This window comes from Dictyobacter alpinus, assembly GCF_003967575.1.
In the GTDB taxonomy this organism is placed as follows: domain Bacteria; phylum Chloroflexota; class Ktedonobacteria; order Ktedonobacterales; family Ktedonobacteraceae; genus Dictyobacter; species Dictyobacter alpinus.
In genome coordinates, this window is the sequence record NZ_BIFT01000001.1 from 3,968,415 (window position 1) to 3,985,061 (window position 16,647).

A 16,647-nucleotide genomic window follows, 5' to 3' on the forward strand; every position below is an offset into this window, starting at 1 on the left:
TATACGAGAAACTACATTGTTTCCCCGAGCTATCTTATTGTACCTGTCAAAAAAATGCACTGTCAATATAACTGGCTAACAGATCCTCAAACTCGCTGCTAAGAGAGTGTTGTTTCGTATGAAATCCATGCTTCGCTTAACGTTTTTTTCGCGCCGTTGGTGCTCCAACGGTTTTAAGTGTGCTCTTCAGGGCCCGAGTGCGGCTGGCTGTATGCTCCAAGTTGAGAGTGGGATAGAAACACACTCTCAAAAAATCGAGGTAACTCATGTTTACTTGGGGCTGCGGCGTGCCATAAAACTGCCTGCCACGGCCACAAAGCCTGCAATGAAGAGCGGGGTACTGACAGAAGTATTGTGGGTAGTAAATAACACGCTCAAGCTAATGATTTCCAATATGATGCCACCAACCATTAGCAGTACTGCAGCTAATGACGTATTCTCAAAAGGACGCCGCACTTCTTCACGATTAAAGACCGGGCCTGACTCTTCAGCGCTGGATTGTAGCTGTCCCGTTGAAGTACTGTCTGGTTGATCCACTGTAGTTTCTATGGTTGGCTCGGTTTCGCCTGGTGTGGGAATCGTTTTATAGGTTGTGCCCACCGCTGCCTGTAATGCTGCATATAAAGACTCACTTTTCTGGCGTGGAGTACGAATATATATGCTGCGTTTGTCGTCTTTGACCTGAATCTCACGGAAGACCGGTTCATGATTCTTGTCACGCCAGGTTACGGTACGCAGATCGGCCAGATTCAATGCGTCTACAAAGATGCGTTCACGGGGAAAACTTTTATAATAAAAACCAAGTAGGCGTTGATTCGTAATAATTACATCGCAAGGCGTACTATGGCTACTCTGTCCACCATCCCAAATAGCAGGCAATGCCAGCACAGGCTCCTCACCAGGCTGCATCTGTGCTCGTAGCCCTTTCAGGCGATTAAGAATGTTCTCCGCTGTAGTGGTTGTATTCGGCATACGTACCGGAACCTTTCTTCTGTTCTGCGAAGATTATAGCACATAATATGAGGGGAGACCGCAGTCTCATGGAAACGATCAGGCAGGCTACTTTACAGGATGCTTCGGCTATTGCCCATGTGCACGCCATGAGTTGGAGGAAAACGTATCGTGGTGTGTAAGTATGAGTTATCCCAAATGTTAAGAACTGGAGTTTGATCCTCCTCAATGCTCCTGAGAGGCGGGGTTGCAAGGGGCAGCCAGCCCCTTGCCGGGGTTCGAGGGGTGTCCCCTCGTTTCTCTTCTTCACCCGCGCGCCGCCTGCGGCGGCGCGCGAAAAGGGAGGAATGGGGTTTTTCGGGGGACTCCCCCGCACCTCCGGTTTTAGTAAACGTCCCGATTAATGGGTATGTGGTCTGAGGACCTTGTGGAAAAGACCAAACAGCAAGAAGGTTGGTGGCCACTGGCCTACAAAAATGCTCCAGTCCCGTTTATTGGAAATGAACAGAAGCGCAGACGCAACAATAGAGGCTAATGCTGCCCAATACCAGATCTCCTCTGGCACTTCGTCTGTAATACGGAAGTATTGTTCCTGCACATTCTGTGTGGCATCTCTTGTATCTGTCATGAAATGAATAACCCTTTCTTTACTATCTATCTAATAGGTAGTTGTGTGGGTTCGTCGCGACGATGCATCCGTACATTAGATGTTGGCTTTTTGAAAAATGGGTAAAAATTATGCTATTCCCGTTTTGATAGTTGAGGTATGTGTGCATAGATATGCAGTCACTCATCGAGTATAAAATGAATGACTGCCTAAAGAGGAAACTATGCAGGACGTTCAGCATAGTGGGTAGCTGGTCGCTTGATCATATTGATGAGCGATTGTTTTACTTCATAAGCTCTACAGCTACTGCATCTGGGACTACCAGGACATCTTGTCCATAACGCACGATTTGTTGGATTGTGAAGGTTGGATAGCGGTTGCTGAAGCGTTCACGCAGGCCACCAGTCAGCTCATAGCCTGTGACCATAATGCCTTGCGGCAGGTTAATAGATAAAATGATATTGCCAAGGGTTCCCACGACTGTTCCACCTTCGCTCAGCACGCGATAGCCCAGAATATCCCGACCTTTGAAGGCTGACTTTAATATTGGCTCATCTCCCTCTTTGATCAGGGCATCTTCATTGGTAAAGGTCAGGGCATCGTCACCAATACCCTGGATGGCGTTGGTGAGCATGGAGCGATGTCCGATAAGGCCAGTTTTTACTACGAAGCCAGGGACAATATGCGTTTGTATATCCAGATAAAAATCATCAATTGTTCCGACTCTCTTGCCCATATCCATGGTTACTGCGGCCAGCCCCTTGATGTCTGACCATTTTTTCGTTGTAGGTGTTGCCTGCATAGCTTATCTCCCTCTTTTCTCGCTCTTTAAAGAGAATATAAAAAGTGAATGATGACAGATTGTTCCTGTACATTAGTGTACCTGTTTGTTAAACGGAACAAGGTGGTTATTTAGCTATGTTTGTCGTAGACCATGATGAGAGTCTTGTGGCATGACGGGCTGAACATTTCCCCCTTTTTGAGATATACTAATGACGTTATCCTTTCTATATAGTAGTCTACTTTGAGAGAAAAAATTATGAGAGACGCTCACACAATAGCCGGGGAGAAGGCACGACCAGTTGCCTGGCAGACCTGGGTCAAGACGAGTCGTCCTTTTACCTTGACTGCGGCTGTGAGCCCGGTTCTGGTAGGGACGGCCCTGGCTGGTTATGAAGGAACTTTTCATCTCTGGACTTTTCTGGCCACGCTTTTTTCATGCCTGTTTTTGCAGATAGGTACGAACTACTTTAATGAATACTTTGATCATCGCTATGGTCTCGATCATGCTGGCTCGTTAGGTGCGATGACAGTTATCTTCAAGCAAGAGATGACGGCTGGCCAGGTGCTGGGTGGCGGTATTTTCTGCTTTGTCATTGCGGCCCTGCTGGGTATTGTTTTAATCTTTGTTGTGGGACCCGAAATCATCCTGTTCGGAGTGGCCGGAATCCTGATTGCTTACTTCTATAGTGCCAAGCCTTTCAAGTTTTCCAGCCGTGGTCTGGGCGACATCATGGTCTTTCTGGCCATGGGTGTCTTGATGACCTGGGGATCTTATTATGTACAGATTCAGCAGTGGTCCTGGAGCGCGTTCGCGGCCAGTGTGCCCGTTGGTTTCCTGGTGACGTCGATCTTGAATATGAATAATGTGCGCGATTACCAGGATGATCTGGCGGTCAATAAAAAGACCTTACCAGTACGCTTTGGACTCAAGTTTGGTCAGCGTTTCCATGCGGCTCTGCTGGTGGGAAGCTATCTTGCTACCACCATTTTTGTGCTTGTGCACTTGCTACCCTGGACCGCACTGCTCGTCTGGTTAACTTTCCCTCTGGCCTTCATCAATGTGCGTTCGGTTCTCTACGCCACAGAGCGCCTGGCCTTTATTAAGGGCATCAAGAAAACCTCGCAGCTACACCTCATCTTTGGCGTCGTCTTCGCCGCCTCCATTCTATTAGCTACCCTCATTAGATAAAATGGAGGAGCTATAACGATTAAAATCAGTTAACCTGCTATAGCATCTATAGTGATCAACCATAGAATAAGATGTTTTTTGTGTGTTGCCAGGTATCACACAAAAAACATCTTATTCTATAAATTACGGGTAATTTAGTGCCTGAGTATGGTCAAAGGCAACGCTCCTGGTACGCGTGACCAAGGGCCAGCCGCCATCGAATTCTTCACCGAAATCAAAACAGTTGGAAATCTGCCGATTTTCCTCATTGACAGGCATTTTTGTATCTGTTATGATTTATATAAGTTTTACTTGTTATGGTTGCTGGAAGCCTTGTTGGCTTGCCAGAAAAAAGAAAGGAGCGTGCCGCATGCAGAACTTTGTCATATATCAGCTGCATCACGCATCCAGGCAGGCCATAACAACTCAGTACGCTGGTGGAATGATACCCGCATAATAAAAATACATCATCCACTAAGAAACGATACCGTTCTGGCCATCTGCTAACAAGATGGCTTTTTTCATGTTCTGAGATAGGCTGGAAGCGTGATGCTTCCAGCCTTTTTTTTGTTGTGTCAGCGTGGGCTGATAGAGACGAAAGAGAGGTGCCTGATGGAAGAGATTGTATGTGCGCGTTGTGCTATGCCGATAACCTGTCATGTTTCATTTCAATTTCAAAGGAGTATCACTTGTCGAAGAGAAAAATGTTCCGCGCTATGGATGAACTGGAAGAGCAAGCTGCCTTAGAGGCTATGGAAGAGCAACAGAAAGATCCGATCCTGTCTACCCTGGATAGCTTTTTTACCGAGGGCCTGATTACTGAGGTCTTACATACCGTCAAAAGTGGTAAAGAGGCAACCGTTTTTTGCTGTCGGGCCCATCCATCGCAAGGTGTGCCATATCTGGCGGCAAAAGTATATCGGTCACGCAATAATCGTGGCTTTAAAAATGATGCAGTCTATCAAGAGGGCCGTACCATTACTGATCAACGTGCCAGTCGCGCCGTCAAAAACAAGTCCAGTGCAGGCCGTGAGATGCAATTTGGTATGTGGGTAGCCCATGAGTTCCAGACTCTGACCACCCTCTACCAAGCTGGCGCCACCATTCCTCGTCCCATTGCCAGTAATAGCAATGCTATCATCATGGAATACCTGGGAGATCAACAGGAACCAGCATATGCATTGCAGGGTGTAGAGTTAAAAGAAGATGAGGTCTATCCCGTTTTTGAATTGCTGATGGATAACATTCAGCTCTGGCTCAAACACGATGTGATCCACGGTGACCTCTCGCCTTATAACATCCTTTACTGGCAAGGTAAAATTACCATCATAGATTTCCCTCAGGCGGTTGATCCGCGCTTTAACTCGCACGCTCTATCGCTATTGACGCGTGATATTGATAACGTTTGCAAATATTTTGCGCGTTATGGTTTGAAGCGGGACTCCAGCCAGCTTGCCAATCGGCTCTGGTATCAATTCAGGAATGCCCGCTTATAAAGCTTTACCCAATCTACACAGGAGATTTGCCCTGGCTTATAGGCGCATCTCCTGTGGCTTTTGCTGGCCGATTGGTCGTAAACTCGATCACATCCTTGTTCAGTATCTGCCAATCAACCTCGCTTCTGGCAAAGATACTGATAAAGGTGGTGAGCGCCAGTAAGATGATGGTCAGGCCTCCGACCAGGTAAACCCATTGAGAATCAGGGAGCAGATTGGTCCAGGAGAATAAGAGCGTGTCGATAAGCATGACGCCGCAACTTAGCAGGCCCGCAACAACACTGATCCAGATCACCGGCAGGGAAAAGTGACGCTGGCTGATAAACGAGTGTGGATTTTTCGTATAGCATAAAATAATACTGATAAAAAGGAAGGCCGCTGAAACTGCCCAGACCAGTGAGGCGGATGCCTGGCTGACGGCATAGATCTGGGCTGCGATGCCACTGGCAGTGTGGGCCAGATTCAGAAATGGCGCGAGATTGAAGAGGAGCAGGGTAATGATCATTGCCAGGGTGGTTTGTACTACTGCGGCGTTGCCGGGTACGTGCCATCTATTCAGCTTGCTCAAACCCTGAGGTAGCCGCTTATCGATGCTGGCCACGAAGAGTAGCCTGGCATAAAGATAGTTATAGACCAGAATCGTTGCCAGAAAAGAAGCCATCAGGCATACTGTTGTCGCGCTGGCGTAGCCTTTGCCCAGGACGATGGCTACCGTATTCACCAGCGCAAAAGGATCATAGGCCGCCCGTGGTCCCAGGACAATTAAGACTGCCATGGTATTGCTGATATATATCAGCACAAGCAGTATGCCTCCCCATATCAGATGGCGCTTGATCACCGACCGTCCAGTAAACTCACCTGCCAGATTCAAGGGACTCTCCGTTCCCAGATAGGCAAAAGCCACCAGTCCAAACATTACAACATTGTCAGTTCCCGGTCGCCAATTGGTCCAGTTTGTGAAGATTGTTGCAGAATGATGACCCCTTACCAGCCAGAGAATGCAGGCGACCGCGATGAGCAGGGTGCCCATGAACATCAGGATGACGAGGAGATTGATCAGGTTTTGTAGCCAACGAAAATGACAGAGTGTCAGCATGCCACTCACTGCCAGAACAAGACAGGTGGCGATACTTTGTTGCCAGGGTTGTGCAAGCCAGGCTGGATTGATCAGCGGGGTGGCATACACTACAAATAGATTGGCCAGACTGCCAGAGATCAACACGCCTGGAAACCAGGCGCAAAAGCCCGCAAAGAAGCTCCAATAGCCACCAATGGCATGATACACCCAATTATAGAGTCCACCTTCATGGGGATACATCTGGCTGAGCTGAGCCGTGGCAATTAAACAGGGCACAAAAAAAGTTACTCCTACCAGTAACAGATACGTCATGGCCGCCGGTCCACCTGCCGCAATCGTAGAGGCGCACGAGGCCAGATATGTGGACACCACAAATGTTGTAGTCATATCCCAGCTATTCAGAATCCGTGGCATCTTTTGCGGAATATAGACTTCTGAATATAAATTCGCGGTTGGTATCGTCCCTGCCTGACGGCTTTTCTGTACAAGTTTCATCACCCTTTACCTCACCCCATCCACATAAGCGATATTTCACTATCTATTATTCATTGATTATCTATATTTTGCAGTTTATAAAATACCTAGCATGAAGTTTTTGTCAGTTTTATGGCGAAAATGGCAGGGAAAGTAGAAAGACATGTTACGCTCTGGCTTGATTTTCCTATCAGCGCACAATGCGGTGTATAATGGTTTGGCAATTTGAGTGTTATGCATAGCCATGATGTGTGCGGTTAAGAGATTAAAAGGTCCCGTAATGAAAGCCATGATGATTACCGAGCCGGGTGAGGCTCATGTTACTGAATTGGAGCGGCCAGAGATCCGTGCTGACGAGGTTCTGGTTCGTTCACGTGTGGTAGGATTGTGCGAGAGCGATGTAGAGCTTTATCAAGGCAAGCGTGCTGATGGCTATTTTCGCTATCCTATCATCCCGGGCCATGAGTGGTCGGGAGAAGTCGTGGCAGTTGGTGAACTGGTGCCGGATATACTGCCAGGAGCCAGGGTGGTGGTAGAGAGTTTGCGTTTCTGTAGTAGCTGTCGGAATTGCCGGGCGGGCGCTACAAATCTGTGTGAGCGTGGTTACGATGAGCTTGGTTTTACCAGTCCTGGTGGCTTAGCTGAATATGTAGCAGTCCCGGCCCGACTGGTACATGTGTTGCCTGATCATGTGTCTTTTGAAGAGGCGGCCTTATTAGCACCGGTAGCGGTTGTGGCCCATGCTTTTTTGCGTGCCCAGCTACGTCCAGGTGGCGTAGTCGCCATTATTGGAGACGGACCCTCCAGCTTACTGGCCGTCCAGATTGCTCGCTTGTACAGTCCGGCCATCATTATCGTCCTGGGTTTTCGTGCCGAGCGCCTGCAACTGGCCGAACAGTATGGAGCGACGCATACCATCAATATGAGTCGCGAGGATTCACAGGCGGTAATGAAAGAGATCGTTGGAGAAGGTGGCGTCGATCTGATCTTTGAAGGAACCGGCCATGTGCAGGCGGTAGAAGAGGCTCTGAGCGACATCCGGCGTGGTGGTACTGTGCTTCTTACCGGCCTGGAGGCGTCCATTACGCCCCTCGGTTTTGCTAGTAATCTCTTTGTCTTAAATCAGATTACCGTTCAGGGTATTTTTGGGGCCAACGCGGCTGCCTGGGATTATACCCTCCAGTTATTAAAAAATGGTTCTCTCCAACTAACAAGCCTGATATCCCATCGCTTCTCCATTGATGAATATGATAGCGCCCTGGATGCCCTGATTCTGCGACATAATCGGGCTGTAAAGGTTATAATGGTACATAGTTAGTCAGACTATTTTTGGCGTGAAAGATCAGCTATATCTTCCAGGATCTATTGGGAGGGAAGGATTATGTCTACAAGCTTAAAAGGCATTGCGGTTATGGGTGGGATTGCGCTTGGCCCATGGTTTGTGTATGATCCTACACCGCCGGTCGTCTCGAAGGTGCGGATTGAAGGGACGGCTGTGGAGAGCGAGAAAGCGCGTTTCCAGCAGGCAATCGAGGCTTCGATTGCTGAGGTGACGCAGTTACGTGATCGGGTCGAGCTCCAGTTAGGGGAAGAAGAGGCGGAAATCTTTGACGCGCACTTACTGCTGTTCGAGGATGATACGTTGCTGGATGGAACCTATCAGCGTATCGAACAAGAGCATAAGAATGCAGAATGGGCGTTGTCCGAAACAACTGACGAGATCGCTCAGATGTTTGCTGAAATCGAAGATGAGTATCTGCGAGCTAGAGGTGCGGACATTCAGGATATTCGTCTGCGCTTGCTCAATCATTTGCAGGGCCGCCCGACTGCCCAGCTCGACCATTTGCGTGAGCCTACGATCGTGATTGCCCGTGATCTTTTACCTTCCGATACGGCGGGACTCGATCCAAAACTGGTACTTGGGCTGGCTACTGAACAGGGTGGGCCGACCTCGCATACCGCTATCCTCTCACGACAGCTACGCATTCCCGCTGTGGTGGCTATCCCTGGCTTGTTGGAACATGTCTCTGCCCTGCATCATCATGATGATCATAAAATGGTGTTGGACGCACGGACAGGTGAGCTGCTTTTAACGCCTGATGCAGCTACCCTGCAACAGTATCAAGCTGATCAGGTCGTTTACCAGCAGCAACAACAGCAGCTAGCGCTTTTAAAAGATCAGCCGGCGATAACTCCTGATGGGATACGTGTTGAGGTGGCTGCCAATATTGGTCGATCGGCAGATGCCGGGCCCGCAGTTGAGGCCGGGGCTACTGGTGTTGGTCTGTTCCGGACCGAGTTCCTTTTTCTCGAGCGTACAAGTGCCCCGACGGAAGAGGAGCAAGTTGCAGCCTATAGCACTGTCCTGCAAGCATTTACAGGCAAGACGGTGATTGTACGTACCCTGGATATTGGTGGAGATAAAAGTGTGCCCTATCTTGATCTCCCAAAAGAAGATAATCCTTTTCTGGGCCTGCGTGGTATTCGCTTGTGCCTGGCTCCACACTATCAGCATCTCTTCCGTACCCAGGTTCGGGCCTTGCTTTTAGCGGCCCAGGAGAACTCCTCGTCAACGCTCTGGCTTATGTTTCCGATGATCTGTGACGTGCGTGAACTGCGGGAGGCTAAGGCGTTTGTGGCTGAGACTGAACAGCAGTTACTTCAGGATAGTCAGCTCACCGCACCAGTCCTGGCACGTATCCAACAGGGGATTATGATTGAGACGCCTGCCGCAGTCTGGTTGCTTGATCAGCTGGCTAAAGAAGCTGATTTTTTTAGCATCGGCACCAATGATCTGGCTCAATACATACTGGTCAGTGATCGTCTGAACGCCAATCTGGCAGAACTCCATCGCCCCTTCCATCCGGCTGTAATGCGTACTATCGCCCATATTATCCGCACGGCACGGCAATTAGCGTGCTGGGTTGGTATGTGTGGTGAAATGGCGGGAGATCCACGTGCCAGTGCTTTCCTGCTAGGTCTGGGTATCAACGAGTTGAGTATGGAAGCCAGTTCACTGAACGCGGTTAAGCAGGCCATCCGCAGCACTTCAGGAGCCCAGGCTCAGGATCTTGTTACACGTGTGCTGGCAGCCGAGACTGCCACGGACATCGAAGCTTTGTTATCTTAACGCACACCTATTTTTTGAAATTCCCTTGAATCAGTCCAACCAGAGCATTAATGGCTTCTTTTTCATCGCTGCCTTCAGCGGCAATCTCTATTTCAGCATCTTTACCGGCTCCAAGTGTGAGTAGCCGGACAAGATTTTTAGCATCAGCGGTTTTGGTATTGAATGTGACCGTAATCGTGCTGGTAAATTGTCTGGCCAGTTTAACAAACTGGGCGGCTGGCCGTGCATGGAGACCTACTTCGTTCTGAAATCTCACCCGATCTTTTTGCATAGAAGCCTTTCTTTCTCTGGACGTTGGAACTGTATTAATCTGTTTATAATAACATATATCATCCAGATTGATCGGCTTAATCAGTTGTTCGTGGTGTGTCGAGGGCGGTTTGACCATAGCTTTCGCGCCAGCTGGCATGCAGTTTCGCGACCTCTTCGGGTGGGATGGGAACAGGGGTACCGAGTTGTCTGGCAATGGTATAGATGCGGGCCGTATCTTCGAGGGCGTGGGCGATCGAGAAGGTAAGTGCCAGATTGATGCCTACGACCATCGCTCCATGGTTGCCCCAGATTACCGCCGACCTATCACCAAGGGTCTGCGCGACCAGTTCGGCGAATGCCTGTGTTCCAGATTCCTGATATGGCACAATTGGTACATCTCCACCCAGGCAGGCGGCGGATTCCTGCAAGATCATGGGTAATGGTTGATAGGCCACCCCGAAGGCTGAGGTGTAGAGTGGGTGGGTGTGCATAACACAATTGATATTCTGGCGCTGCTTGAGGATATAGGTGTGTAGTGGCGTCTCTACCGATGGCTTCCACTTACCCTCTACGATGGTCCCTTGCTCATCCAGCACAATGATGTCCTCAGCGCTCAGGCGTTGATAATCTGCTCCGCTGGGTGTAATACAGATCAAGCGAGTTTCGGGATCGCGGGCACTCAGGTTACCCTGAGTGGCGCGTACCAGCTGGCTTTCATACATCTTTCGCGCATAGTGGGCGACATCGGCTCGTAAGTCTGCTAACAACATAGGTAAACACTCCATGTTTTCATATTGTTATTATGCTTCAGTTTTGCTCGAAGCTAATCTTTATTGGTTTGTGTGCGCCGACGTTTGGCTTCCACCAGGCGTGACGTGGTTGAAGGACCCGCCGGGGCAGGTGGGTTGGTGGCCGCCGGTACCGGTTGGGTTGGCTTTGGTGGCGTGGCTGGTGCCTCTGCTGGTCTGACCGTTGCCTGCTGTGGCTCAACCTTCCTGTCCTGTCCTGCTGCTGTTACGCGTGTCTTATTTTGTTTGACCGGTGGAGCCTGCTGTGAGCGTTGCCTGGCACGCTGTGCGCGCATATTGCTCAGAGAGGCCACGCTTGGACTTGTGTTTGTGCTGTCACCCTGAGCGGTAGCCAGTTGTGGCGCTTTGCCTTTTCCAAACAGTGCCAGTAACCACTTATATCCCTCCGCCAGGAAGTCCAGATTGGACAGACGGCGGGCGGCAATATCGATTGGAAGCAACAGGGCTGCCAGCATCAAGAGCCAGAATGCCAATGGGATCGATGCGTTGGTTGGAAGCAGGTTTTGATTGAAGGCTGATTCCACATCGTTGGCATTGAGCAGAGTTCCACCCCCAGTCTGGGCGAGCAGGCGCAAGAAGCGCAGGTCTGTCCCTTGCTGATGATACTCAGGTGAGTACGGGACGACCATACCTGTCGTTGAGGTTAACCGGCTCTCGTTTTTGTTGGCCCCCTGCCAGGTAACCTGAAGCAGATAGCCACCAACTTGTTCAGCCGGAAAACTCCCCTCCCAGCGTTCAGGGGCCGTTGGCTGCAAATTGACATTCTGTTGTGAGAGATCAGGTCCAATAATATGCACCTGAACTTGCTGCTGACCACCGCCCGCCGTCGTACCGGGTGGAAGATCCACCGTCAGTTGTCCTGTCCCATTGGTGACCTTGCCATTAATATTCATGCCTCCATCATTGGCAGCCGGTAGGGTCCATGTCACCAGATTAGCCCACCATTTGGGCGCATTATCCCATGCCACCCAGTTCTTTGTCCAGAGTCCCAGGTCGTCACTGGTCCAGGCTACTACACGGCCCAGGCCATATTGCCAGACCGCCAGTACCGGATCATCCAGATGACTGACCAGCACCATCTGCGCGGACGGCTTGGGGGTGGTTGCGACATAGCCACTTAGCGAGGGTAAACCATTGATGCCACTCAAGATTGGATGAGCGCCAACCACAGCCGGATTAAAGTTTTCATTGATCAATGAGCGCTTGGAGGCTCTTTGCGTCTCTTTGAGCAGTATTTGTGGAATGACACTGGCATCATCGGCGCGGTAAAAGCGTCCCTTACCCCATTGGGCAATATTTTGCATGGTGGCTAGATCTTCGGCACTTGAGGCATTGGTCTCGACCGTTGAAACCGTAATGTTTTCATTCGCCAGCTTCGTCACCTGTGGGGCATAGTTATCATAGGCGTCCCCATCACCCAGGAGAATAATATGCTTGATCTTGGCATCGGTATGCAATAGTTCCTGCTCGGCATTGGCGAAATCTGGATTATAGCTGGGAGGATCGACCGGATTGAGATTGTCGATGGCTTTGGTGATGGCTTGCTTGTTCGTGACATGTTGCATCTTGATACTGAGTGTCCCATAGCCACCCGAGATACCGACCTGATCGCGTGGTGTGAGGAGTCCGATGACGCCTTTTGCGGCCTCTTTGGAGATATTAATCTGTACCTGGGACTCCAGATTTTCCACGATCAAGACAACCGCGATTGAAGGAGTCTCTTTGTGCTGTGGAATGTCCATACGGACCGGCAGCGTCTGTTCCAGGGGCGTATCAGTATAGCCACCGACCCCATAGCTGTTCTGACCGCCGCTGACCACCAGACCATGGCCCAGGTCACGCACAAACGATTGGAGGATCTGCATGCGTGTATTGCCAAGAGCAATGGCAGGCACATCCGCCAGGATCACGCTGCTATAAGGCACCAGTCCATCCAGTGTGCCTGGTACATCTCCTGGTGTGCCTACCGTGACATTGATATGGGAGGCCTGGAGCGCGTTCACAATATTGCGGCCATTGCCAGGTTGACCCTCAATCACGAGAATCTTAGGCGGCCCCTGAACATTCACAAAGGCTGCGGCCTCATCATTCTGGACAATGGCATCTCTGGGTGCCTCCAGAGTAATGCGGAATGTGTGGAAGCCAACCGCGGGCGCCTGCATTGTAAAGCTAAGATCTTGATCACCTCTAACCAGGTTCAATTTTTGTTGTGTGATCACCGTTGAATCTAGATAGATACGTACCGTGGCTTCCTGGGCGACACTACTAGAGATTCTGGCGCGCAGGCTAAAGCGCTCATTCGTATGCAGGTTATTGGGCGCATCAAAACTATCGACGCGTACATCTTCGCTATTGGCCGATGGCAAAGGCACGATGTCCAGCCGAATCCCTTGTTGTTGGAGAAGTTGAGCTTCCTGGAGCGCATCCTCCATATTTTGTTGACCATCGGTGAGTAGCACGATATGGCGCTGACTATCGGAGGGCAATATCGCTGATGCCAGTCGTAGTCCAGCGGCCAGATCGGTATAGTTGGTATCTGGCGTAGACTCGAAGCGTGAAAAGTCTATCACGGAGGACTGGATTGATTGCTCGACGAGTGCGTTACGCCCAACCGCCACAATGCCAATCTGGTCATCCGCACGCTTGTGCTTGATCGCTGAACCGATCCATTGCTCAATAAAGGTACGTTGTGGTCCTGTACTGGCTGAAATGTCTCCTACAAAGATAGTGGCCTGTCGCGAGACCGGCATTGCCCAGGCCGTACCAGCCAGGGCAAGAATAACGCAGATAAATAGTAGTAAGCGACATCCCAAGATCAGCCAGCGCTGTTTGTTAGGGTAGGGTAGCGACATGCGTTTCCAGGTCAAATAGACCAGGATGCCGATAGGAATCAGGAGCAAGAGTAGCAGTGGCTGCTCAAATGTTAACACGGCGCTCCCCTTTCGCTTGTTTTTTGGCTTGTATATTCAGACGTTTCTTGATTTTTTTACTGTGCTTTTGGGCCCGCCCCCAACTTTTCTGGACCTGCTGCTGTAAGTTTGCCAGTGGTGGATATCTGGTCAGGCGTGATCTTGATTTTCCACGCTGTGTGCTGGTACGGGCGTTGATCGTACCTGTTTGTCCACCCGCTGGCGCCTGATAGTTGCGACTGAAAAGCCACCATTCGGCACACAGAATTAATAAGAGGATCGCGGCGATCCATGGCCAGATCTCGCGTAACTGACGTGAGATGGTATTTTTATCGCCAGCGACATTGGTACTGTGGGCCACGGGAATGGTTTTGGCTGGTGCCAGATTTGATTGTATCGGATCAAACATATTGACAGTAAATAATCCATTCAGGGTCTGACCGTGTACCTTCTGGTTGACTTGATAGATGCCTACAGGATTGGTGCGTGCATAGGGGGTTACGGGAAATGGTGGTCCGACATTGACCGCCTGCTGATCGGGTCCTGTGACCGTTACCTGTTCGGCACCCGGCCAGGTTTGGATAGACACTGGTACCCCGGGTGCCACCTGTCCATTGCCACTTACGGGTGATGGCAGAAACCAGTTGACCAGATTGAATATCAGGATGGGAAAGGATGGTTGAAGTGGCAGGTCGGTTTCGTGCAGATCAAAGCCAAAAACCGCGATCCGTCGATTATTGCTTTCCCCAGCCAGTATCAGCGGTGTCTCGGGTGTATTGATGATTGTCTGGGCCCAGATGGCTGGTTTTAATTGATGGCTGGCATGCATGGTATGAATGCTGCTCAAGTCAACGCTGCTCAGTAACTTCTGTGGATCATTACCAGTACTGATATGTGTGACCGCCGTCAATGGACCAGAGGTGCCAAAGGAATAATTGTGGTCTGGTGGATCCACATAAAGTATATTTCCCGCTGGCTCTCTGGCTGGCAGATAGCCATCGAAAATCGTCAGATCATAGTTACCCGTGGTGCGTGTGTATTTATCCGGATCGATCGTGTAGAGGATGACATTGGATTGCAAGCGCAGGGCGGTCTCCAGATACATATTGCCTTTACTGACCAGCAGGACGCGTCCGCGAATGGAGCTTCCAACCAGAGACCAGGCCTCATGATCACTGGTCATCGCATCCTGGGATACCAGACGGGCATGCAGCATGCTGGTCTTGGCAGCCAGTGGTCCCCACTCGATTGCTCCGCTACTACCCGGATTGAGCGTCACCGTTTTCACGCCAAACAGTTTCCCATCTGTGTAGAGTTCTACCGGTATCGAACGCTTTTCATGGCTGTAGTTGCTGACCTGCGCAAATCCAATCAGTTTGCCCTGGATAGAGCGGGCCGACAGCGCCATTAATGCGACATTGGGTGCATCGGTGCCAATCGGCATATACTGCACTGGAAAAGGGGCATCCAGAGTCTGATTGCTATTTAGTGTATGCCCATCTCCAAGTACCAGGACCCGTGCGTTGCTTTGTCCTGCCGCCAGAGAGCCTGCCAGTGAGATCGCCTGCTCCAGATCAGCATCCTGATTTGTGACGTGCGTATGCTGTAAGGCGTTCGTGAGTTGTCCTTTATTCTGTGAATTCGCGATCAGGACCTGTGGGGTACGTGCCATGGTTATCAGAGAGAGATGGTCGTCAGGTCCAAGGGCACTGATAAAGTCATTAATGGTATCTTTGGCTTTGTCGAAGCGCGTAGGGGCAACGTCAGTTGCTTGCATGCTGGCGGATGATTGCAAAATGATGATGGTATTCCCGCTGATAGGGCTATTCAGAAAGATAGCGGGACGGATTAAGACGATGATGATTACGATAGCGGCCAGCAATTGTAAGAGGAGTAGTGGCGTAATACGCAAGCGCTGCCATGGTCGGCTGGCCTGAAGATCCTGCATGGCCTGTTGCCAGAGCAGCGTGCTTCCAACCACACGTTCCTGACGTTTGGGGCGCATAAAATAGAGCAGAAGGATAATAGGAATAATCACACTAAACGCGAGGGCTGCCGGGACAAGTATACTCATAAGCTGTATCCTTCTAGCGCTAGCGAACCAGTTCTACTTGTCGTAACAGGCGTTGAACGACGTCTACAATATCGGTATCACTGGCAATCAGGGTATAGGTGCCCATATGATTATGGGCGAAGGCGGCCAACTCCTCGGTGAAGCGTGACAGGCGTTCCCGATAGGCATGTAGAATGTTGGAAGAGGCACTCACCTCGACACTCTGACTACTCTCACTATCGCGCAACTGCCAGTCGCCCTGAATCTGTGGATCCAGTTCGTCCGGTGACAATATCTGTAGGAGTGCCACTTCTTGTCGTAGCTGGCGTACCGCGCGTACACCGGTCTGGTAACCCTGGGGCGCTAGAAAATCCGAGATCACCACGGTAAGTCCCGGTGCCGTAACGACGCGCCCGATATCATATAATGCTCGATTAAGATCTGTCGTACCCGCGCGCGGCAGTTGATGCAGGAACTCACCCACGCTCCAGATGGCATGTTTTCCGCCAGTGATGCGCCGATACGAGACCAGCCGATCCGTCAGCGCACCCAGGATCACGCTATCTTCATTTTTGAGGGCGATATAAGCCATGGCTGCAGCCACCGCGACCGCCAGTTCGTTCTTTTGAGGTGTTCCGTGGTACATCGAATCCGAGCAATCTATTAAAATGGTGACGGCAATGTTTTCCTCAGCCTCAAACACGCGTAGGAAAAGCCGTTCCAGGCGTGCGAATGCCCGCCAGTCAATGCGCCGGAAATCATCGCCTGGAGAATAGCGTCGATAATCCGCGAACTCCATGGAAGAGCCAGCCAGAGGTGACCTTCTCCGGCCTGGTCGTCCTGTCGCCATCGGATGGCGTGTCAACAGAGCGATATTGTCCAGGCGCTGCAGAACGCTGGCATCCAATGGAAAACGCGCTTTGTCGGAATCAGGCAT

The 16,647-nt window shown here is 50.5% G+C and carries 14 protein-coding genes; 5 read left to right on the forward strand and 9 right to left on the reverse strand.

Going from position 1 to position 16,647, the window contains the following annotated elements; genetic code table 11:
* Positions 1–270 precede the first annotated feature (270 nt).
* The 3 genes from EL633_RS15660 to EL633_RS15670 all read right to left on the reverse strand — a co-directional run bounded on the left by EL633_RS15660 (position 271) and on the right by EL633_RS15670 (position 2,360).
* On the reverse strand, positions 271–972 hold the full coding sequence (locus tag EL633_RS15660) for a hypothetical protein (protein ID WP_126628075.1): 702 nt from the start codon (positions 970–972) through the stop codon (positions 271–273).
* A 379-nt stretch (positions 973–1,351) separates the two neighbouring features.
* Positions 1,352–1,579, reverse strand: coding sequence for a hypothetical protein (locus EL633_RS15665; protein ID WP_126628076.1), 228 nt, complete (start codon positions 1,577–1,579; stop codon positions 1,352–1,354).
* 262 nt (positions 1,580–1,841) lie between these two features.
* Positions 1,842–2,360, reverse strand: a complete 519-nt coding sequence (locus EL633_RS15670) for a PRC-barrel domain-containing protein (RefSeq protein ID WP_126628077.1) — start codon at positions 2,358–2,360, stop codon at positions 1,842–1,844.
* A 237-nt stretch (positions 2,361–2,597) separates the two neighbouring features.
* Here EL633_RS15670 and menA point away from each other — a divergent pair, with 237 nt between their 5' ends.
* From menA to EL633_RS15685, 3 genes are all read left to right on the forward strand, one after another.
* Positions 2,598–3,530: a 1,4-dihydroxy-2-naphthoate octaprenyltransferase gene (gene menA, locus EL633_RS15675; protein WP_126628078.1), complete on the forward strand. Its 933-nt coding sequence runs from the start codon at positions 2,598–2,600 to the stop codon at positions 3,528–3,530.
* Positions 3,531–3,677: 147 nt separating this feature from the next.
* Positions 3,678–4,016, forward strand: a complete 339-nt coding sequence (locus EL633_RS15680) for a hypothetical protein (protein WP_126628079.1) — start codon at positions 3,678–3,680, stop codon at positions 4,014–4,016.
* A 182-nt stretch (positions 4,017–4,198) separates the two neighbouring features.
* Positions 4,199–5,005, forward strand: coding sequence for a serine protein kinase RIO (locus EL633_RS15685; RefSeq protein WP_161982174.1), 807 nt, complete (start codon positions 4,199–4,201; stop codon positions 5,003–5,005).
* Positions 5,006–5,018: 13 nt separating this feature from the next.
* On the opposite strand, the gene EL633_RS15690 is transcribed toward EL633_RS15685, so the two are convergent.
* Positions 5,019–6,578 carry an APC family permease gene (locus EL633_RS15690; RefSeq protein WP_126628081.1) on the reverse strand — a complete coding sequence of 520 codons (1,560 nt, stop codon included), beginning with the start codon at positions 6,576–6,578 and terminating at the stop codon, positions 5,019–5,021.
* A 259-nt stretch (positions 6,579–6,837) separates the two neighbouring features.
* Between EL633_RS15690 and EL633_RS15695 the strand changes: the two genes are divergently transcribed.
* Together EL633_RS15695 and ptsP are read left to right on the forward strand one after the other, a co-directional pair.
* Entirely contained in the window at positions 6,838–7,875 is a 1,038-nt protein-coding gene (locus EL633_RS15695; protein ID WP_161982175.1) for a zinc-dependent alcohol dehydrogenase, read from the forward strand.
* Between the two features lie 63 nt (positions 7,876–7,938).
* On the forward strand, positions 7,939–9,687 hold the full coding sequence (gene ptsP / locus EL633_RS15700) for a phosphoenolpyruvate--protein phosphotransferase (protein WP_126628083.1): 1,749 nt from the start codon (positions 7,939–7,941) through the stop codon (positions 9,685–9,687).
* A 7-nt stretch (positions 9,688–9,694) separates the two neighbouring features.
* On the opposite strand, the gene EL633_RS15705 is transcribed toward ptsP, so the two are convergent.
* From EL633_RS15705 to EL633_RS15725, 5 genes are all read right to left on the reverse strand, one after another.
* Positions 9,695–9,958 carry an HPr family phosphocarrier protein gene (locus EL633_RS15705; RefSeq protein WP_126628084.1) on the reverse strand — a complete coding sequence of 88 codons (264 nt, stop codon included), beginning with the start codon at positions 9,956–9,958 and terminating at the stop codon, positions 9,695–9,697.
* Between the two features lie 76 nt (positions 9,959–10,034).
* Positions 10,035–10,709, reverse strand: coding sequence for a class II aldolase/adducin family protein (locus tag EL633_RS15710; protein ID WP_161982176.1), 675 nt, complete (start codon positions 10,707–10,709; stop codon positions 10,035–10,037).
* Between the two features lie 53 nt (positions 10,710–10,762).
* Complete coding sequence (locus EL633_RS15715) at positions 10,763–13,678, reverse strand: glutamine amidotransferase (RefSeq protein WP_126628086.1); 2,916 nt, start codon at positions 13,676–13,678, stop codon at positions 10,763–10,765.
* Complete coding sequence (locus tag EL633_RS15720) at positions 13,665–15,731, reverse strand: vWA domain-containing protein (protein WP_126628087.1); 2,067 nt, start codon at positions 15,729–15,731, stop codon at positions 13,665–13,667. The genes EL633_RS15715 and EL633_RS15720 overlap by 14 nt, the downstream gene beginning before the upstream one ends.
* A gap of 19 nt (positions 15,732–15,750) precedes the next feature.
* Positions 15,751–16,647 carry a DUF58 domain-containing protein gene (locus EL633_RS15725; RefSeq protein WP_126628088.1) on the reverse strand — a complete coding sequence of 299 codons (897 nt, stop codon included), beginning with the start codon at positions 16,645–16,647 and terminating at the stop codon, positions 15,751–15,753.

What these genes read in the sequence shown, in the direction of transcription:
- EL633_RS15660 (WP_126628075.1), bottom strand. Translation starts at nt 972, where the DNA reads ATGCCGAATACAACCACTACAGCGGAGAACATTCTTAATCGCCTGAAA.
- EL633_RS15665 (WP_126628076.1), bottom strand. Translation starts at nt 1,579, where the DNA reads ATGACAGATACAAGAGATGCCACACAGAATGTGCAGGAACAATACTTC.
- EL633_RS15670 (WP_126628077.1), bottom strand. Translation starts at nt 2,360, where the DNA reads ATGCAGGCAACACCTACAACGAAAAAATGGTCAGACATCAAGGGGCTG.
- menA (WP_126628078.1), top strand. Translation starts at nt 2,598, where the DNA reads ATGAGAGACGCTCACACAATAGCCGGGGAGAAGGCACGACCAGTTGCC.
- EL633_RS15680 (WP_126628079.1), top strand. Translation starts at nt 3,678, where the DNA reads ATGGTCAAAGGCAACGCTCCTGGTACGCGTGACCAAGGGCCAGCCGCC.
- EL633_RS15690 (WP_126628081.1), bottom strand. Translation starts at nt 6,578, where the DNA reads ATGAAACTTGTACAGAAAAGCCGTCAGGCAGGGACGATACCAACCGCG.
- EL633_RS15695 (WP_161982175.1), top strand. Translation starts at nt 6,838, where the DNA reads ATGAAAGCCATGATGATTACCGAGCCGGGTGAGGCTCATGTTACTGAA.
- ptsP (WP_126628083.1), top strand. Translation starts at nt 7,939, where the DNA reads ATGTCTACAAGCTTAAAAGGCATTGCGGTTATGGGTGGGATTGCGCTT.
- EL633_RS15705 (WP_126628084.1), bottom strand. Translation starts at nt 9,958, where the DNA reads ATGCAAAAAGATCGGGTGAGATTTCAGAACGAAGTAGGTCTCCATGCA.
- EL633_RS15710 (WP_161982176.1), bottom strand. Translation starts at nt 10,709, where the DNA reads ATGTTGTTAGCAGACTTACGAGCCGATGTCGCCCACTATGCGCGAAAG.
- EL633_RS15720 (WP_126628087.1), bottom strand. Translation starts at nt 15,731, where the DNA reads ATGAGTATACTTGTCCCGGCAGCCCTCGCGTTTAGTGTGATTATTCCT.
- EL633_RS15725 (WP_126628088.1), bottom strand. Translation starts at nt 16,647, where the DNA reads ATGCCTGATTCCGACAAAGCGCGTTTTCCATTGGATGCCAGCGTTCTG.